Annotated in this window: 24 protein-coding genes and 1 tRNA gene; 12 read left to right on the top strand and 13 right to left on the bottom strand. The window is 71.4% G+C overall.

The window, feature by feature from the left end:
* The first annotated feature begins 155 nt into the window (after positions 1 to 155).
* Both RM590_RS29780 and RM590_RS29775 read left to right on the top strand, forming a co-directional pair.
* Positions 156 to 707 carry a hypothetical protein gene (locus tag RM590_RS29780; protein WP_311707857.1) on the top strand — a complete coding sequence of 184 codons (552 nt, stop codon included), beginning with the start codon at positions 156 to 158 and terminating at the stop codon, positions 705 to 707.
* On the top strand, positions 704 to 2332 hold the full coding sequence (locus RM590_RS29775) for a tyrosine-type recombinase/integrase (RefSeq protein WP_311707856.1): 1629 nt from the start codon (positions 704 to 706) through the stop codon (positions 2330 to 2332). Before RM590_RS29780 ends, RM590_RS29775 begins: the two co-directional genes overlap by 4 nt.
* A 9-nt stretch (positions 2333 to 2341) precedes the next feature.
* On the opposite strand, the gene RM590_RS29770 is transcribed toward RM590_RS29775, so the two are convergent.
* Positions 2342 to 2423 (bottom strand) — tRNA-Tyr (locus RM590_RS29770).
* Between the two features lie 135 nt (positions 2424 to 2558).
* Between RM590_RS29770 and RM590_RS29765 the strand changes: the two genes are divergently transcribed.
* The 3 genes from RM590_RS29765 (at position 2559) to RM590_RS29755 (ending at position 4944) form a co-directional block, all read left to right on the top strand.
* Positions 2559 to 3047, top strand: coding sequence for a YajQ family cyclic di-GMP-binding protein (locus RM590_RS29765; RefSeq protein WP_311707855.1), 489 nt, complete (start codon positions 2559 to 2561; stop codon positions 3045 to 3047).
* Positions 3048 to 3069: 22 nt separating this feature from the next.
* On the top strand, positions 3070 to 4200 hold the full coding sequence (locus tag RM590_RS29760) for a magnesium and cobalt transport protein CorA (protein ID WP_311707902.1): 1131 nt from the start codon (positions 3070 to 3072) through the stop codon (positions 4198 to 4200).
* Between the two features lie 114 nt (positions 4201 to 4314).
* Positions 4315 to 4944, top strand: coding sequence for a DedA family protein (locus RM590_RS29755; RefSeq protein WP_311707854.1), 630 nt, complete (start codon positions 4315 to 4317; stop codon positions 4942 to 4944).
* Positions 4945 to 5062: 118 nt separating this feature from the next.
* Here RM590_RS29755 and RM590_RS29750 read toward each other — a convergent pair whose 3' ends face one another.
* The 12 genes from RM590_RS29750 to RM590_RS29695 form a co-directional block, all read right to left on the bottom strand.
* Positions 5063 to 5464, bottom strand: a complete 402-nt coding sequence (locus RM590_RS29750; protein WP_311707853.1) for a YccF domain-containing protein — start codon at positions 5462 to 5464, stop codon at positions 5063 to 5065.
* Between the two features lie 133 nt (positions 5465 to 5597).
* Positions 5598 to 6461, bottom strand: a complete 864-nt coding sequence (htpX, locus tag RM590_RS29745) for a zinc metalloprotease HtpX (protein ID WP_311707852.1) — start codon at positions 6459 to 6461, stop codon at positions 5598 to 5600.
* Between the two features lie 149 nt (positions 6462 to 6610).
* The gene (locus tag RM590_RS29740; RefSeq protein WP_311707851.1) at positions 6611 to 8179 is read right to left on the bottom strand and encodes an NADH-quinone oxidoreductase subunit N; all 1569 of its coding nucleotides are present in this window, start codon (positions 8177 to 8179) and stop codon (positions 6611 to 6613) included.
* Positions 8176 to 9729, bottom strand: a complete 1554-nt coding sequence (locus RM590_RS29735; RefSeq protein ID WP_311707850.1) for a complex I subunit 4 family protein — start codon at positions 9727 to 9729, stop codon at positions 8176 to 8178. The genes RM590_RS29740 and RM590_RS29735 overlap by 4 nt, the downstream gene beginning before the upstream one ends.
* Before the next feature lie 3 nt (positions 9730 to 9732).
* On the bottom strand, positions 9733 to 11637 hold the full coding sequence (locus RM590_RS29730; RefSeq protein ID WP_311707849.1) for an NADH-quinone oxidoreductase subunit 5 family protein: 1905 nt from the start codon (positions 11635 to 11637) through the stop codon (positions 9733 to 9735).
* Positions 11634 to 11978 (bottom strand): NADH-quinone oxidoreductase subunit NuoK, encoded by a 345-nt coding sequence (nuoK, locus tag RM590_RS29725; RefSeq protein ID WP_311707848.1) that lies wholly within the window; start codon positions 11976 to 11978, stop codon positions 11634 to 11636. The genes RM590_RS29730 and nuoK overlap by 4 nt, the downstream gene beginning before the upstream one ends.
* Positions 11978 to 12511, bottom strand: coding sequence for an NADH-quinone oxidoreductase subunit J family protein (locus RM590_RS29720; protein ID WP_311707847.1), 534 nt, complete (start codon positions 12509 to 12511; stop codon positions 11978 to 11980). The genes nuoK and RM590_RS29720 overlap by 1 nt, the downstream gene beginning before the upstream one ends.
* Positions 12508 to 13023 carry a NuoI/complex I 23 kDa subunit family protein gene (locus RM590_RS29715; protein WP_311707846.1) on the bottom strand — a complete coding sequence of 172 codons (516 nt, stop codon included), beginning with the start codon at positions 13021 to 13023 and terminating at the stop codon, positions 12508 to 12510. The genes RM590_RS29720 and RM590_RS29715 overlap by 4 nt, the downstream gene beginning before the upstream one ends.
* Positions 13020 to 13979 (bottom strand): complex I subunit 1/NuoH family protein, encoded by a 960-nt coding sequence (locus RM590_RS29710; protein WP_311707845.1) that lies wholly within the window; start codon positions 13977 to 13979, stop codon positions 13020 to 13022. The genes RM590_RS29715 and RM590_RS29710 overlap by 4 nt, the downstream gene beginning before the upstream one ends.
* Positions 13979 to 14788, bottom strand: a complete 810-nt coding sequence (locus RM590_RS29705) for an NADH-quinone oxidoreductase subunit C (protein ID WP_311707844.1) — start codon at positions 14786 to 14788, stop codon at positions 13979 to 13981. Before RM590_RS29705 ends, RM590_RS29710 begins: the two co-directional genes overlap by 1 nt.
* On the bottom strand, positions 14785 to 15327 hold the full coding sequence (locus tag RM590_RS29700) for an NADH-quinone oxidoreductase subunit B (RefSeq protein ID WP_311707843.1): 543 nt from the start codon (positions 15325 to 15327) through the stop codon (positions 14785 to 14787). The genes RM590_RS29705 and RM590_RS29700 overlap by 4 nt, the downstream gene beginning before the upstream one ends.
* A complete protein-coding gene (locus tag RM590_RS29695; RefSeq protein WP_311707842.1) occupies positions 15318 to 15689 on the bottom strand; it encodes an NADH-quinone oxidoreductase subunit A in 372 nt (123 codons plus the stop codon). Before RM590_RS29695 ends, RM590_RS29700 begins: the two co-directional genes overlap by 10 nt.
* A gap of 185 nt (positions 15690 to 15874) precedes the next feature.
* Here RM590_RS29695 and RM590_RS29690 point away from each other — a divergent pair, with 185 nt between their 5' ends.
* From RM590_RS29690 to RM590_RS29660, 7 genes are all read left to right on the top strand, one after another.
* Positions 15875 to 17053: a sensor histidine kinase gene (locus RM590_RS29690; protein ID WP_311707841.1), complete on the top strand. Its 1179-nt coding sequence runs from the start codon at positions 15875 to 15877 to the stop codon at positions 17051 to 17053.
* Positions 17050 to 18357, top strand: a complete 1308-nt coding sequence (locus RM590_RS29685; protein WP_311707840.1) for a sensor histidine kinase — start codon at positions 17050 to 17052, stop codon at positions 18355 to 18357. The genes RM590_RS29690 and RM590_RS29685 overlap by 4 nt, the downstream gene beginning before the upstream one ends.
* 54 nt (positions 18358 to 18411) lie before the next feature.
* On the top strand, positions 18412 to 19071 hold the full coding sequence (locus RM590_RS29680; protein WP_311707901.1) for a response regulator transcription factor: 660 nt from the start codon (positions 18412 to 18414) through the stop codon (positions 19069 to 19071).
* Between the two features lie 195 nt (positions 19072 to 19266).
* Positions 19267 to 21162: a 2-oxoacid:acceptor oxidoreductase subunit alpha gene (locus RM590_RS29675; protein ID WP_311707839.1), complete on the top strand. Its 1896-nt coding sequence runs from the start codon at positions 19267 to 19269 to the stop codon at positions 21160 to 21162.
* The gene (locus RM590_RS29670) at positions 21152 to 22240 is read left to right on the top strand and encodes a 2-oxoacid:ferredoxin oxidoreductase subunit beta (protein WP_311707838.1); all 1089 of its coding nucleotides are present in this window, start codon (positions 21152 to 21154) and stop codon (positions 22238 to 22240) included. Before RM590_RS29675 ends, RM590_RS29670 begins: the two co-directional genes overlap by 11 nt.
* Before the next feature lie 86 nt (positions 22241 to 22326).
* A complete protein-coding gene (gene rarD / locus RM590_RS29665; protein ID WP_311707837.1) occupies positions 22327 to 23283 on the top strand; it encodes an EamA family transporter RarD in 957 nt (318 codons plus the stop codon).
* Positions 23284 to 23439: 156 nt separating this feature from the next.
* On the top strand, positions 23440 to 24021 hold the full coding sequence (locus RM590_RS29660) for a TetR/AcrR family transcriptional regulator (RefSeq protein WP_311707836.1): 582 nt from the start codon (positions 23440 to 23442) through the stop codon (positions 24019 to 24021).
* Positions 24022 to 24027: the final 6 nt, after the last annotated feature.

Raw genomic sequence — 24027 nt, 5'->3', positions numbered from 1 at the left:
CACAAGACTCGCCGGAAGAATGGCCTGCCCGCCTCTGCCGCGGCATCGCGTCAGAAGTCCGCACCTGGCGCCTCAGCCGCGGACTGAGCGCACAGCAACTCTCCGACCGATGCGCGCAACTGGGCCTGCCCATCGCCCGCGCCGTCATCGCCAACATGGAGACCGGCCGCCGCCATACCCTGACCGTGCCCGAGCTGCTCGTCCTCGCTCGCGCGCTGGACCTCTCACCGGTCACGCTGCTGTTCCGCCTCGGCAGTACCCCCACCGCCGAGCCCCTGCCCGGACGGACGACCCCCGCCTGGGACGCCGTCAAGTGGGCCACCGGCGAGAGCCCATTCCCCGGCGAGGCCCCGAGCGAATCCGTCACGCCGACCGCGTTCTACGACACCGAGTACGGCCAGCGGATCTACGCCACCAGCCAAGACCCCGCCGGCGCCTTCCGCGTCCATGACGAGCTGATCGCGGATGTCCTCCGCACGCGCAACAGCGCCGCACGCCTTCGCGCCCGAGCCAGTGCGGCAGCCACCGACGGCGACGCCCAGTCATGGCAACGCGCGGCGGAAGCCGAGGACCGCAAGGCCGAGGAACTCGCCCGCGCCGTCCGCGCCGCGCGCCAAGAGTTCCGCCGGGGCGGCATCACGCCGCCGACTCTCCCGGCGGATCTGCAACACCTCGATAACCCACAACCACGAAGGGAAGACGATTGAAGGGCTCAACATTCCGGCGCTGTGCCTGCCGCGACCCCGAGACCGGGAAGCAGTACGGCCAGTCGTGCCCCAAGCTCACGAGCCGACGGCACGGTGTGTGGAACGTCCGGCAGGAGCTACCGCCCCGCGGAGACGGCACGCGCCGCACCTTCCGCCGAGGCGGGTACGAGAACACCACCACGGCGCAGGCAGACCTCGACAAGGTGCGCGCGCTGCTCAGCATCCCCGGCCAGGACGACCACGAGGGACGTACGCGCATCGGCGATCTCCTCGAAACCGTCTCCTCGCAGAAGGAACCGATACCCGACTACGACGAGACGGCACGCCGGTTCCGCTCCCATCAGTCCCTCACCGCGCGACTGACCGTCGGCGAGTGGCTCGACCAGTGGCTCGCCGGCAAGAAGACCCGCGAGAACACCAACCGCACCTACGAATCGCACGTGCGCTACCACCTCAAACCCCGCATCGGTCACGTGCGCCTCGACCGGCTGCACATCGGCAACCTGTCCGAGATGTTCGAAGCCATCAAGGATGAAAACGAGGTCATCGAGTCGCAGAACGCCGCGAGGCGCGAGCAGGTTGAGCGCTGCAAGTGGCGCGGTAAGGGCAGGCCGCCGGCCGCCGAGCGCGAACGCCTGGCCGCCGAGCGGGCGAAGCTCGCCGAGATGGAGCCGTTCAGGAAGACCACCGAGGCAGGGACGCGGCAGCGCATCAGGGCCACGCTGCGCACCGCGTTAAACACCGCCATCCGGCACCAGCTCATCACGTTCAACCCCGCCACGTACGTCGAGCTCGACAGCGGGAAGCGGCCTAAGCCGCTGCTGTGGACCGCCGAGCGTGTGCGGCGCTGGGAAGAGACTGGCGAGATACCCGGCCCGGTGATGGTGTGGACGCCCGCCCAGTTCGGGGCGTTCCTCGACGAGGCAGAGGGCGAGCGCCTATACGCCCTGTTCCACCTCATCGGCTTCCGCGGCCCGCGCCGCGGCGAAGCTGTCGGGGCGGACGAGGCAAACATCGACCTCGACGAGGGACTGTTCACCCCCGCGAAAGAGCTCGTCGTCTTCCGGGGCGAGGTGCACGAGACCAAGCCCAAGACGGACGGCAGCGCCGCAACGATCGGGCTCGACAGCGTCACCGTGAGCGTGCTCCGCGCCTTCAAGGCACGCAAGGCACGGGAACGGCTGGAGTGGGGCGAGGCGTGGCAGGACACGGGGAAGTTCTTCACGAAGGAAGACGGGTCCTGGTTGCACCCCGACGCGGTCTCCGACCTCTTCGACCGCATCGCCCAGCGCGCCGGGTTGCCGCCCATCAACCTCCGCGATCTCCGGCACGTGACCGCCACCGTCCTGCATCGCGCCGGCGCCGACATTCACGCGATCAAGGAGGTTCTTAGGTACTCCACGATCGCGCTCACGTCGGACACGTACACCAGCCTCCTCCCGGAGGTAGATCGCGAGATCGCCGAGAAGGCCGCCGGCGTCGTCCCGCGGGGGCGCACGCGGACGGACGACGGACCGTCGGGCTCACCTCGGGCTCACACGGACCCAGAAAACGAAAAGCGCCCCGCGCCGTCTGATGAAGATGATGACGACGGGGACGCTACTCCGCAGGTCAGGGCCGCTTAGGCCCGTCTGTGGCGGCGCCAGGATTCGAACCTGGGAAGGCTGAGCCGGCAGATTTACAGTCTGCTCCCTTTGGCCACTCGGGCACACCGCCTGGCAACGCGGTAAACCATACCCGATCCTGGGGGGTGGTCCGCCACTCGGTTGTGCGGGGTTGATCCTCGTTGCGGGTGGCTAGGCTGTGCGCCGACCCAGCCCGACGAGCAATCCGTGAGGAGCCTGACACACCATGGCCGACTCCAGTTTCGACATCGTCTCGAAGGTCGACCGGCAGGAGGTCGACAACGCCCTCAACCAGGCGTCCAAGGAGATCTCGCAGCGCTACGACTTCCGTGGCGTCGGCGCCTCGATCGAGTGGTCCGGGGAGCGGATCGAGATCCGGGCCAATGCCGAGGAGCGGGCCCGGGCCGTACTCGACATCTTCCAGTCGAAGCTCGTCAAGCGCGGCATCTCCCTCAAGGCCCTGGACTCGGGGGAGCCGCAGGCGTCCGGCAAGGAGTTCAAGTTGTTCTCCACCATCAAGGAGGGCATCTCCGCGGACGACGCCAAGAAGGTGGCCAAGCTGATCCGGGACGAGGGGCCCAAGGGCGTGAAGGCCCAGGTTCAAGGCGACGAGCTGCGAGTGACCTCCAAGAGCAGGGACGCGTTGCAGGAGGTGCAGCGGCTGGTGCGCGAGAAGGACTTCGACTTCGCCGTGCAGTTCGTCAACTACCGCTGAGCCACGGGAGCCCCACGTGTCCATGATCCGCAACCTCCGCAAGGCGGTCCGTCGCGCCCAGGGGCGCCCGCGTGGCGGGGCGGGGGACGGGACGGGTGGGACGGCCGCCAAGGTGGATCTCTCGCATCCGGCGCGTTCCCCGCTGGGCAGCGCCGTGGTGAACTGCGCCGTCTACCGGGACGGCGTGCGGCAGGAGGGCAAGCGGGGGGCGGAGGAGGCGATCGGTTACGTTCGCCGGCGGCCCGGGCGCGGGTTCGTGTGGATCGGGCTGCACGAGCCGAGCGAGGAGGAGTTCTCCGTGGTGGCGGAGCTCTTCGGGCTGCACCCGCTCGCCGTGGAGGACGCCGTCCACGCCCATCAGCGGCCGAAGCTGGAGCGGTACGACGACACGCTGTTCACCGTGCTCAAGACGGTGCGGTACGTCGAGCACGACCGGCTCACCGCGACCAGCGAGGTGGTGGAGACGGGCGAGATCATGGTCTTCACCGGGCGGGACTTCGTGGTGACCGTGCGGCACGGCGGGCATGGCTCCCTGGGGCCGCTGCGCGAGGACCTGGAGGCGCAGCCCGACCATCTGGCCAAGGGGCCGTCCGCCGTGCTGCACGCGATCGCCGACCACGTGGTGGACCACTATCTCGATGTCGCGGCGGCCGTGCGCGACGACATCGACGAGGTGGAGGAGGCGGTCTTCGCGGAGAGCCGGGGGCGCGGGGGCGACCCCGGGCAGATCTATCAGCTCAAACGGGAACTGATGGAGCTCAAGCGCGCCGTGGCCCCGCTGGACCGGCCGCTCCAGCAGCTCTCGGAGCACCCGCTGCCCATGGTGGACCCGGACATCCGCAGGTATTTCCGCGATGTCGCGGACCATCTCACGCGGGTGTCCGACCAGGTCACGGGCTATGACTCGCTGATCGACTCGATTCTCCAGGCCAATCTGGCTCAGGTGACCGTCACGCAGAACGAGGACATGCGCAAGATCACGGCCTGGGCCGCGATCATCGCGGTGCCCACCATGGTGTGCGGGGTGTACGGCATGAATTTCGACCACATGCCCGAGTTGCGGTGGACGTTCGGCTATCCGCTCGTGCTGTGTGTCATCGCCACTGCCTGCCTTCTGCTGCACCGGGGATTCCGCCGCAACGGCTGGCTCTGAGGCGGTTCCGGGGCGGCCCCGGCCGGCTCCGGGACAAGAACATGACGAAAGTAAGACGGACCGTTGCCGAAGGGCAGGTCCGCGATCTCTGGGTAATTGCCTAGGCTTAGCTTCGTGGATAACGCGATCCTCCAGGCAATCGAAGGCTTTGTCGCCACCCCCTGGGTGTACTTGGCACTATTCGCCGTCGCAAAGTTGGACGGCTTCTTCCCCGTGGTGCCCAGCGAGACCCTGGTGGTCACCCTGGGGGTCTTCGCGGCGGCCGACGGCAACCCGAATCTGTTTCTCATCATCGTCGTGGCGGCGCTCGGCGCCTTCGCCGGCGACCACATCTCCTACTACATAGGGCGCAAATCCGGTGCCCGCATCTATGCCCGGCTGAAGCCGGGCAGCCGCACACAGAAGGCATACGACCGGGTCGGGGACATGCTGGAGAAGCGCGGCGGCGTCATGCTGATCATCGCCCGCTACATCCCCGGCGGCCGTACCGCCGCCACGCTCACCACGGGGGCGACGAAGTATCCGCTGAAGTCCTTCTCGCGCTACGACGCCGTCGCGGCGCTGAGCTGGGCGATCTACTCGGCAGGGATCGGCTTCGTCGGCGGCTCGGCCTTCGAGCACAACCCGCTGCTGGGGGTCGCCATGGGCCTCGGCCTCGCGCTGACGATAGCCGCCGTGCACGAGGGCGTCCGTATTCTCCGCGAGCGCCGCGCGGCCTCCCGGGCGGGGACCGCCGAGCAGTAACGGCGCGGCGGCCGGTGCGCTTAACGGTTGGATCGCGAGCGCAAATGACCGGCCGCCGATCACGGTCCGGGGCGTCCCTGGGGGGACGGCCCGGACGGCATCGGGGTCCGGTCGGGGGTCAACGCCAGCGGTAGCCGGGGTAGGCGGCGGCCGTCGGCACGATCTCGCGGCCCAGCGGCATCAGCGAGACCGGGACCATCTTGAAGTGCGCGATGCCGAACGGGATGCCGATGATCGTCACACAGAAGCCGATGCCCGCCAGGATGTGGCCGATCGTGATCCAGATGCCCGCGACGATCAGCCAGATCACGTTCCCCACGCCGGAGGCCAGGCCCGCGTCGCGCCGCTCGGTCACCGTGTGGCCGAAGGGCCACAGGCCATAGCGGGCTATGCGGAAGCAGGCGATGCCGAAGGGGATGGTGACGACCAGCGCGAAGCAGACCAGGCCGGCCAGGGCGTAGCCGAGCGCCATCCACAGCCCCGAGAAGATCAGCCAGATGACGTTGAGGAGTGTCTTCACCTCTCCAGCATGACCACGCCCGGGTGGGGGCCGCATCCTCCGGCCGGGGGAGCACCGGCCCGGGGTTTTCCCCGATGGGCACCGCCCGGATGGACACCGGCCCGCTCGGGGTCAACCCGGCGGCGCCGGTGCCTCAGTAACGGCCGCCGGCCATCCGCTCCAGGCGGGCGATGCGCTCGGCCATCGGCGGGTGGGTGGAGAACATGCGGGCGTGACCCTCGCCCCTGCGGAACGGGTTGGCGATCATCATGTGGCTGGTCGTCTCCAACTGTGGCTCCGGCCGCAGCGGACGGCGCTGGGTGCCCGCTTCCAGCTTGCGCAGGGCGCTGGCCAGCGCGAGCGGGTCGCCGGTGAGCTGGGCGCCGGAGGCGTCCGCCTCGTACTCCCGGGAGCGGCTGATGGCGAGCTGGATGAGCCCGGCGGCGACCGGGCCGAGGATCAGCAGCAGCAGCATCCCCACGATGCCGGGACCGCCCTCGTCGTCGTCGCGGCCGAAGGGGATGAGCCAGGCGAAGTTCACCAGGAACATGATCACCGAGGCCATGGCGCCCGCGACCGAGGAGATCAGGATGTCCCGGTTGTACACGTGGCTGAGCTCATGGCCGAGGACGCCGCGCAGCTCGCGCTCGTCGAGCAGGCGGAGGATGCCCTCGGTGCAGCACACGGCGGCGTTGCGCGGGTTGCGTCCGGTGGCGAACGCGTTGGGCGCCTCGGTCGGGGAGATGTACAGCCGGGGCATGGGCTGCCGGGCCTGCCCGGCCAGCTCCCGGACCATGCGGTAGAGCTCCGGCGCCTCGAACTCGCCGACCGGCCGGGCGCGCATGGAACGGAGCGCGAGCTTGTCGCTGTTCCAGTAGGCGTAGCCGTTGGTCGCGAGGGCGATCAGCAGGGCGATGACCAACCCGGTCCGGCCGAAGAAGCTGCCGATGATCAAGATCAACGCGGACATGCCGCCGAGCAGGGCGGCCGTCTTCAGTCCATTGTGCCGGCGGTGCACGGTGTGCCCTCCAGGTAGCGCAGTGTGGGGGTGCCCGGATGGACCCGGATGTCGGAGTTTCTCCACTAACAGTGGACACTCCCGAAGTGCACAACGCCATTCGAGGGAATTCCGTTCCCCGTGTCAGGCAGACCCCGGCCTTCCTGCGTCTACAACAAGGTGCCCGACACGAAAGTGAGCACGAGCTGCGGGGCGCCGGACAGCGCGAGACCCGCGCCGGCCGCCAGGACGATCGCCCCCATCAGCGGCAGCGGCACCGCCGGCCGGGTGGCCACGGCCGCTCCCCCCTCGGTCACGAGCCCCGGCCCGGCCTCGGCGACGGCCTCCCCGGCCGGCTCCCCCGCCGCCTCCTCACCGCCCGTGAAGAGCACGGCCGCCCAGCGCAGGTAGTAGTAGAGGGCGATGACCACGTTGACCGCCATCACCACGGCCAGCACCCCGAGGTCACCGGCCACGGCCGTCTCGAAGACGGCCACCTTGGCGAACAGCCCGATCACGCCCGGCGGCAGCCCCGCCAGGCACAGCAGGAAGAACGCCAGGGCGAGCGCGGCCAGCGGCTGCCGCGCCCACAGCCCCCGGTAGTCCGCGATCCGGTGCGCCGCCCGGTGCCGGGCGACATACGCGGCCACGGCGAAGGCGCCCAGGTTCACCGCGCCGTACATCAGCGCGTACGCGACGGTCGTGCCCACCGTGTCCTCGGCGTACGCCGCCGCCGCGATCGGCACCAGCAGATACCCCGCCTGCCCGATCGAGGACCAGGCCAGCAGCCGGACGGCGCTGCCCGGCGCCGCCGGATCGGTGCGCAGCGCGGCGACGTTCCCCGCGGTCATGGTGAGCCCGGCCAGCACCGCCAGCGCCGGCCCCCACAGGTCGCCATAGCCCGGGAACGCCTCGGCGGTGACCAGGATGAGCCCGGCCAGCCCCGCCGTCTTGCCGACCACCGACAGATAGCCGGCCACCGGCAGCGGCGCGCCGAGATACGTCTCCGGGACCCAGAAGTGGAACGGCACGGCCGCCGTCTTGAACGCGAACGCGACCAGGGTCAGCACGACCCCGGCTTCCGCGAGGGTGGCCAGCCGGGGATCGGCCTCCGGCAACCCCTCGGCGATCTCGGCCAGATAGAGGCTGCCCGCCGCGGCGTACACGAAGCTGACGCCGAGCAGCCCCACCGCCGTCGCGGTGACCGACGACAGGAAGAACTTCAGCGCCGCCTCGGGCCCGGTGCCGCTGCGCCGGAGCGCGACGAGCGCGTACGCCGGGAGCGTGGTCACCTCCAGCGCGATGATCAGGGTCGCGAGGTCGCGCGCGGCGGGCAGCAGCGCCGCGCCGGAGGCGGAGGACAGCAGCAGGAACCAGAACTCCCCGCCGGGCAGCGGCTTCCCGTCGCCCCCCGCCGCTCCGCCCGTCTCCGGGACGGAGAGCAGCGCGACGAGGAACGCGCCGCCGAGGACGAGGAGTTGGACGATGACGGCGAACCGGTCGGCCGCGTACGAGCACAGCGCCGGGTCGTCCGGCAGGCAGAACGTGGCCCGGTCTCCCGCGCGCAGCGGCAGCAGCGCGAGCGCGGCCAGCGCCAGCCCGCCCGCGGCGAGCCAGCCCAGCACCGCCTTGCGCCCCTCGGGCAGGAACAGGTCGGCGACGAGAACGGCCACCGCGGCGACGGCGGCGATCAGCGGGGGCGCGACGACGGCCCATTCGACGGACTGGACGAGGTTCATCGGACGGCTCCCGGCAGGAGGTTCTGCACGGCGGGATCGGTGAGGTCGAGCAGCACGGCCGGCCACAGCCCGGCCAGCACGGTGAGCACCACCAGCGGGGCGAACGCGGCGTACTCGAAGCCCCGCAGATCGGGCAGGCGCTGCCCCTCCCCCGGGGTGTCGCCCATGCAGACGCGGCGGACGACGAGCAGCAGATAGGCGGCGGTGAGCAGCGTGCCGAACGCGGCGACCGCGAGGAAGGTGAGGAACGCCGGCCGGCTGAGCCCGTCGGCCGGGTGGAACGCGCCGAGCAACGCGAGCAGTTCGCCCCAGAACCCGGCGAGCCCCGGCAGCCCCAGCGAGGCCACGGCGGCGAAGACGAGCACGCCGCCGAACCGCGGCGCCCGCCCGTACAGCGCGGCGCCGCCCGCCCCGGCGAGCGTGTCCAGGTCGGTGGAGCCGGTGCGTTCCTTCAGGGCCCCGACGAGGAAGAACAGCAGGCCGGTGACCAGGCCGTGGGCGATGTTGGCGAACAGCGCGCCGTTCACGCCGGTGTGCGTCAGCGTGGCGATGCCCAGCAGCACGAAGCCCATGTGCCCCACGGACGAGTACGCGATGAGCCGCTTGAGGTCGCCGCCCGCGCCCGGCCGCCCCAGCGCCAGACAGGCCAGCGAGCCGTAGACGATGCCGGCCACGGCGAACGCCCCGAGATAGGGCGCGAACGTCTCCATGCCCTCCGGCGCCATCGGCAGCGCGATCCGGACCAGGCCGTAGGTACCCATCTTCAGCAGCACGCCGGCCAGCAGCACCGACCCGGTGGTGGGGGCGGCGGTGTGCGCGTCCGGCAGCCAACTGTGCAGCGGCCACATCGGCGTCTTGACGGCGAATCCGATGCCCAGCGCCAGCACCGCCAGCACCTGGGTGCCGTGGCCGAGGCCGGCGCCGTGCGCCTCGGCGAGTTCCACCATGTCGAACGTGCCGCCGCCGATGCCGATGACGAGCAGGCCCAGCAGCATCACCACCGAGCCGAGCACCGTGTAGAGGATGAACCGCCACGCCGCCGGCCCGCGCCCCTCCCCGCCCCAGCGGGCGATGAGGAAGTACATGGGGATGAGCACCATCTCGAAGGCGAGGAAGAACAGCACCAGGTCGAGCACGGCGAACGTGGCCAGCGTGCCGGCCTCCAGCAGCAGCAGGAACGACACGAAGACCGCGGGCCGCGGGCCGGCCGGCGGCCGGGCCCGGGTGTGCAGCGCGCACAGGAACGTCAGCAGCGCGGTCAGCACGAGCAGCGGCAGGGAGATCCCGTCCACCCCGAAGTGCAGCCGCACGTCCAGGGCCGGGATCCAGCTCACGTCGCTCTCGGCCTGGATGGTCCCGGGGTTGTCGTGGTCGAACCCGGCGGCCAGCAGCAGCGTGGCGACGAGCACCGCGCCGGTGACGCCGACGCCCAGCCACTGGCCGAGCCACCGGGGCGCCCGGGGCAGCAGGGCGGCGCCCGAGCCGAGCAGGGGCAGCACGAGGGCGGCGAGCAGGAGCAGTTGCGTCGTGGTGTCGTTCAGCGGGATCACGGGTCACTCCCCGGCGACGAGGACGGCGGCGACGGCGAGCACCAGGGACCCGGCGGCCAGCGCGCTCAGATAGGTCTGCACGTTGCCGGTCTGGGCGCGGCGGGTGAGGGCGCCGAGCAGCCCGGGGGCGGCGGCGGTGCCGCGCACATAGGTGTCGATGACGGCCGCGTCCAGGAAGCGCACCAGCCGGGCGGCGGCGCGCACCGGCCGGACGAACGCGGCGGCGTACGCGTTGTCGAGGTGGAACCCGGCCACCGCGTGCCGGTGCAGCGGCCCGAGCAGTCCGGGCGCCGGGTCGACGAGGCCGTCGCCCTCGTAGGCGCGGCGCCAGGCGGCGTAGCAGACGATCCCGCCGGTCAGGGCGGCGCCGGTGGCCAGCACCGAGGTGGTGAGGGTGGGCGCCAGATCGCCCCCGTCGAACCAGTCCGGCAGCGTCCCGTAGGCCAGGCCCAGCAGCAGGGCGGGCAGCGCGAGCAGCCACAGCACGGCGGTCATCACGGGGCTCGCGCTCTCGTGGACGGGCGTCGGGTCGGGGCGGGCGCCGACCGGGTCGTGGAAGGCGACCAGCCACATCCGGGCGGCGTAGGCGGCGGTGAGCAGCGCGGTGGTCAGGCCGGCCACCAGCACGATCCAGCCCGCCGAGGCGGGGACGCCGTGTTCCGGTTCCAGGGCGGCGTGCTCGGCGGCGCCTATCACGGCTTCCTTGGAGAAGAACCCGGAGAACGGCGGGATGGCGGCCAGCGCCAGCAGCCCGATCGTCATCGTCCAATAGGCGTCGGGCGCGCGCCGTTTGAGGCCGCGCATGCGCGACATGGCGGCGAGCGAGGCGGTGCCGGCGGTGTGGATGAGCACCCCGGCGGCCAGGAAGAGGAGCGCCTTGAACGCGCCGTGCGTGAGCAGGTGGAAGACGGCCGCCTCGCGGTCGGCGACGGCCAGCGCGCCGGTCATGAAGCCGAGCTGCCCGATCGTCGAGTAGGCCAGCAGGCGTTTGACGTCGTCCTGGGCGAGGGCGGCGAGCGCCGAGCCGAGCATGGTGAGCGCCGCGACGACCGCGAGCACGACGAGGGCGGCGGCGGAGGCGGCGAAGACGGGCAGCAGCCGGGCGACGAGGAAGACGCCCGCGGCGACCATGGTGGCGGCGTGGATGAGCGCCGAGACGGGGGTGGGGCCGGCCATGGCGTCGGGCAGCCAGGTGTGCAGCGGCACCTGCGCGGACTTGCCGGCCACCCCGGCGAGCAGCAGCAGCGCGATGAGCGTGGGGTGGTCCAGCTCGAAGTCCGACAGCGGGGAGGTGAGCCGAGTGACGATGGTGCTCACCCGGAACGTGCCGGCCTCGCTCGCCAGCGCCAGGATGCCGATGAGGAACGGCACATCGCCGAGCTTGGTCACCAGGAACGCCTTGAACGAGGCGGACCGGGCCGCGGCGGTCTCCCAGTAGTGGCCGACCAGGAAGTAGGAGCAGATGCCCATCACCTCCCAGCCGACGAGCAGCACGATCAGGTCGTCGGTGTAGACGACCAGCAGCATCGCGGCGGTGAAGAGGGAGACGAGGGCGGCGTAGGAGGGGTAGCGGGGGTCGCCGCGCAGATAGCCGGTGGAGTAGAGCTGGACGCAGCTCGCGACGACCGTGACGAGGACGGCGACCAGGACGGCGAACCCGTCGAGGCGCAGGGCCAGTTCGATCGGCAGCGCGTCGTTGCCGGTGCGGGTGAGGCGGGTGGCGGCGCCGATCGGCTCGTCGCCGCCCTGCCGCAGCGCGACGAAGACGGCGAGTCCCGCGGCGGTGAGGGTGGGCAGCACGGCGAGCGGGCGGACGTAGCCGGGGGCGCGGCGGCCGGTGAGCAGGATCAGCGCCGCCGCGGCGAAGGGCAGCAGCGGCACGAGAACGGCGGCGGTCGTGGTGTTCACGAGGTGGTGTTCTCCCGGCTGTCGACGTCCCCTCTCGGCTCCCTCAGCTCCCTGAGCCGGTCGATGGCGGAGGTGCCGCGGTTGCGGTAAACGAGGAGCACGATGGCGAGGCCGATGCCGATCTCGGCGGCGGCGAGAGCGATCAGGAAGAGCGTGAAGACCTGTCCGGAGTGCACCTCGTCGCGCAGCCAGACGTCGAAGGCGACGAGGTTGAGACTGACGGCGGCGAGCATCAGTTCGACCGACATCAGCAGCAGGATGGCGTTCCTGCGGGCGAGCACGCCGTACAGGCCGACGCAGAAGAGCAGCGCGGACAGCACGGCGGGATAGACGAGGTGCATCAGGACTCACCGTCCCGTTTGCGGGAGATGACGATGGCGCCGACGAGCGCGGCGAGCAGCAGCACGGACAGCGCCTCGAACGGCAGCACCCAGACCCGGAAGAGGCTGTCCCCGATCTGTTCCGACTCGCCGTGCGGGGTGTCCAGGTCGATCCAGGCGGTGCGGAAGGCGTCCACGACGAGGGTGACGAGCGTGCCTGCGGCGGCCAGCGCGACGGCGAGCGCCACGGGCCGGTTGCGGGAGTCGGCGTCCGGGGACGGCCCGATGGGCGCCTTGGTGAGCATCAGGCCGAACAGCAGCAGCACCACGACCGAGCCGAGGTAGATCAGCACCTGCACCCAGGCCACGAACTCGGCGGTGAGCAGCAGGTAGTGCACGGCGAGGCCGCCGAGCGCGACGACCAGCCACAGCGCGGCGTGCACGAGCTGCTTGCTGGTCACGCACAGCACGGCGGCGCCGAGCACAACGAGGCCGACCAGCACGAAGACGATCTCCTGGCCGGACGGCGAGAGATACCCGTTCCCCCCGGTCACGCGCCCTCCCGCTGGGCCGCCTTGCGCGCCGCGGCGATCTCCTTGGGCTCCTCGGCGGCCGGGTCGAGCGGCGGCGGCTCCGGAACGGTCCACATCCACTCGCGCAGCCGGTCGCGTTCATGGGTGAGCTCACGGATGTCCGTTTCCGCGTACTCGAACTCCGGCGACCAGAACAGCGCGTCGAACGGGCAGACTTCGACACAGATTCCGCAGTACATGCACAGCGCGAAGTCGATGGCGAAACGGTCGAGCACGTTCCGGCTGCGCTCCCGGCCGCCGGGGGCGGCGGGCGGCAGCGTCTCCTTGTGCGAGTCGATGTAGATGCACCAGTCGGGGCACTCGCGGGCGCACAGCATGCAGACGGTGCAGTTCTCCTCGAACAGCCCGATGACCCCCCGGCTGCGCGGCGGCAACGAGGGCTGCGTCTCCGGGTACTGCTGGGTGACCGCCCGCCGTGTCATGGCGCGGAACGTGACGGCCAGGCCCTTGGCGAGCCCGGACCCGAGGCTCATGAGATCACCACCTTGACGACTCCGGTGAGCGCGATCTGCGCGAGGGCGAGCGGAACGAGCACGGTCCAGGCGAACTTCTGGATCTGGTCGGCGCGCAGCCGGGGCCAGGCGACGCGCGCCCAGATGACGAGGAAGCACAAGCCGGCCGTCTTGAGCAGCATCCACAGCCAGCCCAACTGGTCGGCCAGCGGGCCGTGCCAGCCGCCGAGGAAGAGCACGGCGGTCAGCGCGCAGACGACCACGATGCCCGCGTACTCGGCGAGGAGGAACAGCGCGAACCGCAGCCCCGAGTACTCGGTGTACGCGCCGAACACGATCTCCTCGGCGGCGATCGGCGCGTCGAACGGCGGCCGTTGCAGCTCGGCGAGCCCGGCGGTGAAGAAGACCAGGCCGCCCATGAGCTGCCAGGGCACCCACCACCACTCGAACTCGCCGAGGATGCCGGTGAGGCTGAGCGTTCCGGCGGCCATGGCGACGGAGGCGGCCGAGAGCAGGAGCGGCAGCTCGTAGGCCATGAGCTGGGCGGCGGTGCGCAGGCCGCCGAGCAGCGAGTACTTGTTGGCGGACGCCCAGCCGCCCATGAGGGAGCCGAGCACGCCGACGCCGAGGACGGCGAGGACGAAGAAGATCCCGGCGTCCAGGACCTGTCCGACCATGCCGTCGGGGCCGATCGGGATGGCGATGAGGACGATGAGGTACGGGATCAGCGCGACGGCCGGCGCGAGCTGGAACACCCGCCGGTCGGCGCCGGCCGGCACCGTGTCCTCCTTCTGCGCGAACTTCACGCCGTCGGCGACGAGTTGGGCCCAGCCGTGGAAACCGCCGGCGTGCATGGGCCCGACGCGGCCCTGCATATGGGCCATGACCTTGTGCTCGCTCTGTCCGACGAGGAGCGGCAGCAGGAGGAACGCGAGCAGCACGGCGAGCAGCCGCGCGCCGACGTCGAGCACGTCCATCAGCCGTCCCCTCCCCCGCCCTCGCTGCCGTTCCCGCTCCCGTTCCCGTCCGGTTGGGCCGGGCCCTCCTCCGCGCGGCGCTGGCTGGCGGAGCCGCCGCTCGCCGAGCGGTTGCGCCGGGGCGGGCGCCGGGGCGTCTCCGGTCCCGGTTCGCGCCAGGGCGCGTCGGTGCCCGGGCGCCGGCCGGCCGCCCGCGGCCCGCCCTCCGTGGCGCGCGCCCGGCGCGCGGGGGCCGCGGGCAACTGCCCCTTCAGCGGACCCCACTCGTTCGGGTCGGGCACGCCGGGCGGCAGCATCTGGCGGCGCTTGGGGCCGCCGTGGCCGGACTCGCCCGGCTCCTTGGCGCCGGGCCACGCCTTCACCACGCGGGCGGCCAGCACGAAGTCCTTGCGCAGCGGATGCCCCTCGAAGCTGTCCGGCAGCAGCAGCGGCGTCAGCCCGGGGTGGCCGGGGAAGTCGATGCCGAACATCTCGCGCGTCTCCCGCTCGTGCCACGCCGCGCCGGCGTATACGCCGGTGGCCGTCGGCAGCGCCGCGCCCTCGTGCGGCACCGTGGTGCGCAGCAGCAGCCGGCGCGGCGGGGTGCCGACGGCCACCACGTGCGCGCAGACCAGGAAGCCGGTGCCGGGCTCGTCCACCGCGCTGAGCCAGTCGAAATAGGTGCAGCCCAGCTCGTCGCGGGCCGCGGTCAGCGCCGCCGTCCAGCCCGCCGGGGGCACGTCGACGGTCAGCACGCCGTACGCCTCGCCCGCCTCCGCGCCCGCGCCGAACAGTTCCCCGGCCTCCCGGGGCAGCCAGCCGGCCGTCACCGTCCGCCCTCCTCCGCCGCCGGGGGGCGCGCCGCCTCGTACCGGCCGGACACCGACTCCTGCGCGATCTTCTCCTGGAGCTTGAGGATCCCCTGGAGCAGCGCCTCGGGCCGGGGCGGGCAACCGGGCACGTACACGTCGACCGGGATGATCTGGTCCACGCCCTTGGTGACCGCGTAGGAGTCCCAGTACGGGCCGCCGCAGTTCGAGCAGGCGCCGAAGGAGATGACGTACTTCGGCTCGGGCATCTGCTCGTACAGCCGCTTGACGGCGGGCGCCATCTTGTCGGTGACCGTGCCGGAGACCACCATCAGGTCGGCCTGCCGGGGGCCGGGCGCGAACGGGATCACGCCCAGCCGGATGAAGTCGTGCCGCGCCATGGAGGCGGCGATGAACTCGATGGCGCAGCAGGCGAGTCCGAAGTTGAACACCCAGAGGCTGTAGCGGCGGCCCCAGTTGAGGACGACCTTCATCGGCTCGGGCGCCAGCCGTGCCAGCGGGCCGAGCGACGGCCGCGCGCCGGACGGTTTCACGTCCATGTCAGCACCCCCTTCTTCCAGGCGTAGAGCAGTCCGACGGTGAGGAAGCCGAGGAAGATGAACATCTCCACCAGCGTCGTGGCGCCGAACCCGTCCGCGGCGAAGACGGTGGCCCAGGGAAAGAGGAACACCGCGTCCACGGCGAAGATCACGTACAGGAACGCGTAGATGTAGTACCGCACCTGCGTATGGGCCCAGCCCTCGCCGACCGGGTCCACGCCGCACTCATAGGTCAGCAGCTTCTCCGGCGTGGGCACGACGGGCCGCAGCAGTCGCCCGGCCCCGAACGCGACCGCGACGAACAGCACGCCGACCACCGCGACCAGACCGACGACCGTGTAGCCGTGGAAATAGTCGGGCACGTTCGGCCTCCGACGACCAGGGGAGAGGGAGCAGCAGTGGGGGATGACGACTGACACGGGAGTCTAGGGGGTGCCGGCCGGGTTGTGACCCCCGCTCGGAGAGGAGGGGCGGTAGGGATAGCCCCACCGTCGTTCACCGACCCACCCCATGGCGGCCGTATCCCCCGCCGGGCAGTCTGGGGATCATGACCAGCAGTACCTCCGAGGCGGCCGGGCCGCTGCCGCCACCGCGCGCCCCGCTGGGCCCGCAGACGTGGCGGGAGTGCGGCTACCTGCTGTCGAGCTGGCCGCTCGACCTCGTCGCGTTCGTCTACGTGGTGACGTGGATCTGGGTGGGCGCCCTGTCGTCGCTGACGGTCATCGGCCTGCCGGTGCTGGCCCTCGGCCTGGTGGGCTGCCGCCGGTTCGGTGCCTGGGAACGGGCGCGCGCCCGGTCACTCCTGAAGCTGCGGATCGACGAGCCCAGCAAACTGCCCCTGCGCCGGGGCGCCGGCTTCCTCGCCTGGCTCTGGTCCAGCCTGCGCGACCCGGTGGGCTGGCGCACGGCGCTGTTCTTCGTCGTCCGGCTGCCCTGGACGACGATCACCTGCTGGCTGACCGTCGTCTCGTTCTTCGTCGCCTGGCCGGCGCTGCCCTGGCTGGCCCGCTGGATGACCAACGTGGACCGCGCGCTGGTGCGCGGGCTGCTGTCCCCGTCGGACGAGCTGGAGCGGCGCATCGCGGAGCTGGAGTCCGACCGGGCGGCGGTCACCGACACGGCCAGCGCCGATCTGCGGCGGATCGAGCGGGATCTGCACGACGGCGCGCAGGCGCGGCTGGTGGCGCTGGCCATGGATCTCGGTCTGGCCAAGGAGAAGCTGACCGAGGACCCCCAGGCCGCGGCCCGCATGGTCGACGAGGCCCACGGCGAGGTCAAGCTCGCCCTCCAGGAGCTGCGCGACCTCGCCCGCGGCATCCACCCCGCGATCCTCACCGACCGGGGCCTCGGCCCCGCCCTGTCCAACGTCGCCGCCCGCTGCGCCGTCCCGGTGCGGGTCACGGTCGACCTGGCCGAGCGGCCCGCGCCCGCCATCGAGGGCATCGCCTACTTCACCGCGTCCGAGCTGCTGCAGAACGTCAGCAAGCACAGCGGCGCCCGGCACGCACAGGTCGACGTCTGGCGGGCGGACGACCGGCTGATGCTCCAGGTCACCGACGACGGCCACGGCGGCGCCGACCTCACCGCCGGCTCGGGCCTGGCCGGGCTGGCCGAACGCCTCGACTCCGTCGACGGCGTCCTCGCGATCACCTCCCCCGCCGGGGGACCGACCACTGTCAACGCCGAACTGCCCTGGCGGGACCGCCGGAAAGGGACCTCCCGATGAACGTGCTGCTCCTGCCCTTCCGCGCCCGTACCTGGCGGGAGGGGCTGTACTCCCTGCTCAACCTCCCGGTGGCACTCGCCGGGTTCGTCTTCGCCGCCGCGGGCCTGGCGACCAGCGCCGGGCTGCTGATCACGTTCGTCGGGCTGCCGCTGATGGCGCTCGTGCTGCTGGTCCTGCGGATGTTCGGGCGGCTGGAGCGGGCGCGGGCCCGCCTGCTGCTGCGCCTGGAGGTCGCCGAGCCGGAGCGGCTGCGGCTCACCGAGGGCCGCTCCGGCCCGCTGGCCTGGATGGGCGCGGTGCTGCGCAGCAACGTGTCGTGGCGCTCGGCCGCGTACGCGCTGCTGCACATGCCCTGGGCGGTCTTCACCTTCGGCGCGGTGACCGCCCTGTGGTCGGCTGGCTGGTCGATGCTGACGTTCCCGCTGTGGTTCTGGACGATCCCCGCGTTCACCGACGAGCCGGGGGTGGGGGTGAACACCGGCGGCGACCCGGACGAGGCGTGGATCTGGGACGGGCCGTTCGAGGTGGTGATGGCGGTGGTGCTCGGCCTGCTGCTGCTGCTGGTCGCCGCGTGGCTGATCCGCGGCATGGCGGCCGTCGACCGGCTGCTGGTCTCCAGCCTGCTGGGCCCGTCCGCGGCGGCGGCCCGGATGTGGCAGCTCGAGTCGGACCGGTCCGTCGTGGTGGACACCTCGGCCGCCGATCTGCGGCGGATCGAGCGGGATCTGCACGACGGCGCGCAGGCGCGGCTGGTGGCGCTGGCCATGGATCTCGGTCTGGCCAAGGAGAAGCTGACCGAGGACCCCCAGGCCGCGGCCCGCATGGTCGACGAGGCCCACGGCGAGGTCAAGCTCGCCCTCCAGGAGCTGCGCGACCTCGCCCGCGGCATCCACCCCGCGATCCTCACCGACCGGGGCCTCGGCCCCGCCCTGTCCAACGTCGCCGCCCGCTGCACCGTCCCGGTGACCGTGGACGTGGAGCTGCCGTTCCGGCCGGCCGAGGCGATCGAGGGCATCGCCTACTTCACGGTCTGCGAGCTGCTCCAGAACGTCAGCAAGCACAGCGGCGCCCGGCACGCACAGGTCGACGTCTGGCGGGCGGACGACCGGCTGATGCTCCAGGTCACCGACGACGGCCACGGCGGCGCCGACCTCACCGCCGGCTCGGGCCTGGCCGGGCTGGCCGAACGCCTCGCCGCGGTGGACGGCCTGCTGGCGCTGGACTCCCCCGCCGGCGGGCCCACGACGATCTCGGCCGCGCTGCCCTGGCGCGACCGGACGGCCTCGCACGCGCCGGCGAGGTGAGATCCTGCGGGGGGACGGCAGGCAAGGGCGTGCCATGGTGAACGGGGAGTGGACGTGCGGGTAGTCATCGCCGAGGACTCGGTGCTGCTGCGAGAGGGGCTGACCCGGCTGCTGAACGACCGGGGGCACGAGGTGGTCGCCGGGGTCGGGGACGGGGAGGCGCTGATCGCGGCGGTGCGGGAGCTGGCCGACGCCGGGGAGCCGCCGGATGTGGTGGTGGCCGATGTGCGGATGCCGCCGACGCACACCGACGAGGGCGTGCGGGCGGCGGTCCGGCTGCGGGAGCGCTACCCGAAGCTCGGGGTGCTGGTGCTGTCCCAGTATGTGGAGGAGCAGTACGCCACCGAGCTGATCGCGGGGTCCAGCCGGGGCATCGGCTATTTGCTGAAGGACCGGGTCGCGGATGTCAGCGAGTTCGTCGAGGCGGTGGCCCGGGTGGCCGCGGGCGGTACCGCGCTCGACCCGGAGGTTGTCGCACAGTTGCTCGGTCGCAGCCGGAAACAGGACGTTCTCGCGGGCCTCACGCCACGGGAAAGGGAAGTCCTAGGACTAATGGCGGAGGGGCGCACGAACTCCGCCATCGCCCAGCAACTCGTGGTGAGCCACGGGGCGGTCGAAAAACACGTCAGCAACATCTTTATGAAGCTCGGCTTGGCGCAGAGTGACACAGATCACCGGCGGGTTCTGGCGGTTCTGACCTATCTCAATTCCTAGGCGGCCCTGACAGGCTGGAACTGGGGCTTCGGGCGGCGCGCTGTCGGGACTTTAGGGCAGCTTCAGAAGGGTTCAAGGACGCTGCGGGACCGTGACACAGCGCTACCCGCGTCCATCATGTGATCACCTTCAGGAAGGTAAACCTTACCCGCGTACCATGGCTGACAAGAGCCGCCTCGAAGGAGGGCTACAGCAGTGACCACTGAGGTCGACCAGGCGAGCCAGGACAATAAGGACGTCAGGCGTCTGGACCGGGTGATCATCCGGTTCGCGGGGGATTCCGGCGACGGAATGCAACTGACGGGAGACCGATTCACCTCGGAGACAGCCTCCTTGGGGAATGACCTGTCCACTCTGCCGAACTTCCCCGCGGAAATCCGTGCCCCGGCCGGGACGCTGCCCGGTGTCTCCTCCTTCCAGGTGCACTTCGCGGACCACGACATCCTCACGCCGGGCGACGCCCCCAATGTGCTCGTCGCGATGAACCCGGCCGCGCTCAAGGCGAATCTGCCCGACGTGCCGCGCGGCGCCGAGATCATCGTCAACACCGACGAGTTCAACTCCCGGGCGCTGGCCAAGGTCGGCTACGCGGGCAACCCGCTGGAGGACGGCTCCCTCGACGGGTTCAGCGTGCACCTGGTGCCGCTGACGACCCTGACGGTGGAGGCGCTGAAGGGCTTCGACCTGACGCGCAAGGAGGCCGGCCGCTCGAAGAACATGTTCGCGCTCGGCCTGCTGTCGTGGATGTACCACCGGCCCACCGAGGGCACGGAGAAGTTCCTGCGGTCGAAGTTCGCCAAGCGCCCGGAGATCGCGGAGGCCAACATCACGGCGTTCCGCGCCGGGTGGAACTTCGGCGAGACCACCGAGGACTTCGCCGTCTCCTACGAGGTCGCCCCGGCCTCCTCCGCGTTCCCCGCCGGCACCTACCGGAACATCTCGGGGAACCTGGCCCTCGCCTACGGCCTGGTCGCCGCCGCCGAGCGCGCCGACCTGCCGCTCTTCCTCGGCTCGTACCCGATCACGCCGGCCTCCGACGTGCTGCACGAGCTGTCCAAGCACAAGAACTTCGGGGTGCGCACCTTCCAGGCCGAGGACGAGATCGCCGGCATCGGCGCCGCCCTGGGCGCCTCGTTCGGCGGGGCGCTGGGCGTGACGACGACCTCCGGGCCGGGCGTGGCGCTGAAGTCCGAGACGATCGGGCTCGCGGTCTCCCTGGAACTGCCGCTGCTGATCATCGACATCCAGCGCGGCGGCCCCTCCACCGGGCTGCCCACCAAGACCGAGCAGGCCGACCTGCTCCAGGCCATGTACGGCCGCAACGGCGAGGCCCCGGTGCCGATCGTGGCCCCGGCCACCCCCGCCGAGTGCTTCACCGCGGCGCTGGACGCGGCGCGCATCGCGCTGACCTACCGCACGCCGGTGTTCCTGCTCTCCGACGGCTACCTGGCCAACGGCTCCGAGCCCTGGCGCGTCCCGGACGTGGAGGAGCTGCCCGACCTGCGGGTGCAGTTCGCCACCGGGCCCAACCACCAACTGGCCGACGGCACCGAGGTGTTCTGGCCGTACAAGCGCGACGAGACCACCCTGGCCCGCCCCTGGGCGGTGCCCGGCACCCCCGGCCTCGAGCACCGCATCGGCGGCATCGAGAAGCAGGACGGCACGGGCAACATCTCCTACGACCCGGCCAATCACGAGCACATGGTCCGCATCCGGCAGGCCAAGGTCGACGGGGTCAGCGTGCCGGACCTCGTGGTGGACGACCCGGGCGGCCAGGCCAAGGTGCTGGTGCTGGGCTGGGGCTCCACCTACGGGCCGATCACGGCGGCCGTCCGCCGGATCCGCCGGGCCGGCGGGCACATCGCGCAGACCCACCTGCGCAGCCTCAACCCCTTCCCGGCCAACCTCGGAGAGGTGCTGCGGGCCTACGACCGGGTCGTTGTCCCGGAGATGAACCTCGGCCAGCTCGCCACCCTGCTGCGCGCCAAGTACCTGGTCGACATCCGGTCCCTCACCCAGGTCACCGGCCTGCCCTTCAAGGCCGAGCAGCTCGCATCCGCTTTCAAGGAGGCTCTCGACGATGCCCACTGATGCGCTCACACCGGCCCGCACCGCGCTGGCACTCGTCCCCACCGCCGACAAGCCCCAGACCGCCAAGGACTTCAAGTCGGACCAGGAGGTCCGCTGGTGCCCCGGCTGCGGTGACTACGCCGTCCTGGCCGCCGTGCAGGGCTTCATGCCCGAACTCGGGCTGGCCAAGGAGAACATCGTCTTCGTCTCCGGCATCGGCTGCTCCTCCCGCTTCCCGTACTACATGAACACCTACGGGATGCACTCCATCCACGGCCGCGCCCCGGCCATCGCCACCGGCCTGGCCGCGGCCCGCCGCGACCTGTCCGTCTGGGTCGTCACGGGCGACGGCGACGCGCTGTCCATCGGCGGCAACCACCTGATCCACGCCCTGCGGCGCAATGTGAACCTGAAGATCCTGCTGTTCAACAACCGGATCTACGGCCTCACCAAGGGTCAGTACTCGCCGACCTCCGAGGCGGGCAAGATCACCAAGTCCACGCCGATGGGCTCGCTGGACACCCCGTTCAACCCGCTCTCCCTGGCGCTGGGCGCCGAGGCGTCCTTCGTCGCCCGCACGATCGACTCCGACCGCAAGCACCTCACGAGCGTGCTGCGCGCCGCCGCCGACCACCGCGGCTCGGCACTGGTGGAGATCTACCAGAACTGCAACATCTTCAACGACGGTGCCTTCGAGGCCCTGAAGGACAAGCAGCAGGCCCTGGAGGCGGTGATCCGCCTGGAGCACGGCGAGCCGATCCGCTTCGGCGCGCCGGCCGAGGACGGCCTGGGCGGCAAGGGCGTGGTGCGCGACCCGGCGACCGGTGACCTGAAGGTGATCGACGTGGCCGACGAGGGTACCGACGGCATCCTGGTGCACGACGCCCACGCGGCGTCCCCGACCACGGCGTTCGCCCTCTCCCGGCTGGCCGACCCGGACACCCTGCACCGCACACCGATCGGCGTGCTCCGCAGCGTGCCCCGGCCCGCCTACGAGGACCTGATGGCCGACCAGTTGGAGCGGGCGGTCGAGCAGCGCGGGAAGGGCGACCTCGCCGCGCTGCTGACCGGCAACGACACCTGGACCGTCGCCGGCTGACAGGACCGTAACGCAGTAACGGGAATGACAACCCGCCCGCCCGGCGCTACCGTCATCGGTGGCGTCGGCGGCAGCGGGAGGCAGTAGTGGGAACAGGCGGCGGCTCGGCGAGCCGGGCGGGACTGGCCTACGGGCTGGCCGCGTTCGGGATGTGGGGCCTGCTGCCCCTCTACTGGCACCTGCTGGACTCCACCGGCGCGTCCGAGGTCCTCGCCCACCGCATGGTGTGGTCGCTGCCCACCGCCGTGGCCCTGCTGGCGCTCGCGCGCAACTGGTCCTGGATACGGCCGCTGCTGCGCCAGCCGCGCCGCCTGGGACTGCTGGCGCTCTCCGCGTCCCTCATCTCGCTGAACTGGTGGGTCTTCATCTGGGCCGTCTCCGAGGACCGCGTCCTGGAGGCCTCCCTCGGGTACTTCATCAACCCCCTGCTCACCATCGCCATGGGCGTCGTGCTGCTCAAGGAGCGGCTGCGCACCGCGCAGTGGGCGGCCGTCGGCATCGGCGCCACCGCGGTGGCCGTGATGACCATCGCCTACGGCCAGATCCCATGGGTGTCGCTGGCGCTCAGCGTCAGCTTCGCGCTCTACGCCCTGACCAAGAAGAAGACCGACCTGGACGGTCCTGAGGGCTTCAGCGCCGACTCCGCGCTGCAGTTCCTGCCCGCGCTGGGCTTCCTGGTCGCGCTCGGCCTGCGCGGCGAGGGCTCGTTCACCGCCGAGGGCCCCGGCCACGCGCTGCTGCTGGTGGCCAGCGGACTGGCCACCGCGCTGCCCCTGATCTTCTTCGGCGCCGCCGCCGTGCGCGTGCCGCTGTCCACGATCGGGCTGATGCAGTACCTCGCCCCGACGCTGATGTTCCTGCTCGGACTGCTGGCGTTCGACGAGGAGATGCCGCCCGAGCGCTGGGCCGGGTTCCTCCTGGTCTGGGCCGCGCTGTGCGTGCTGACCTGGGACCTGCTGCGCCAGGCGCGCCGCAACCGCGGCACCGTGGCCACGCACAGCCCGGCCGCCCGCAACGAGCCGAGCGCGGCGCTCAGCGACTGACCCGCGGCGAATCCTTGGCCACTCGGACGCTCAGCGACTGAGAAGAACGGTTGCGTTTCAACGGACTCCTGGCGTACGTTATAGAACGAGACCGTCTCGTTCGATATGACGCTCGTTCCATAGGAAAACCTGGAGTTCGCCATCACCGCCACCGACATGCCCCCGGTCCGCCGGCCGCGGATGACCCCCGAGCGGGAGACCGAGGTGCTCGCGGCGGTCGTCGAGGTTCTGCGCGAGACCGGCTACGAGGCGCTGACCATGGACGCCATCGCGGCCCGGGCCCGCTGCGGCAAGGCCACGCTGTACCGGCAGTGGGGCAGCAAGCACCACCTGGTCGCCACCGCCCTGCACGCCCACCGCCCCACCCGGATCGACGAGATCGACACCGGCTCGCTCCGCGGCGACCTGCTCACCCTGTTCACCCACGTCTCCCGGCAGGCCCGGGAGGACACCGCGCTCATCGCCGGCCTCGCCCGCGCCACGCTCGACGCCCCGGAGCTCGCCCGGGCGCTGCGCGAGACCCTGGTGGAGCCGGAGATCGTGGAGCTCACCACGTTCATCGACCGCGCCATACGGCGGGGCGAACTCCAGCGGCGGCCGGACGCGATGGACTTTCTTCCGCAGATGATCTTCGCGACCGTGCTGAGCCGCCCGCTGTTCGAGGACGAGTACGCCGACGCGGACTACCTGATCCGCTTCCTCGACAGCGCCCTGTTGCCCGCCCTGCTACACAGTTGACCGGAG

It is taken from the genome of Streptomyces litchfieldiae (genome assembly GCF_031845365.1).
Taxonomy (GTDB): domain Bacteria; phylum Actinomycetota; class Actinomycetes; order Streptomycetales; family Streptomycetaceae; genus Streptomyces; species Streptomyces litchfieldiae.
This window is presented reverse-complemented; position numbering and strand designations above follow the sequence as displayed.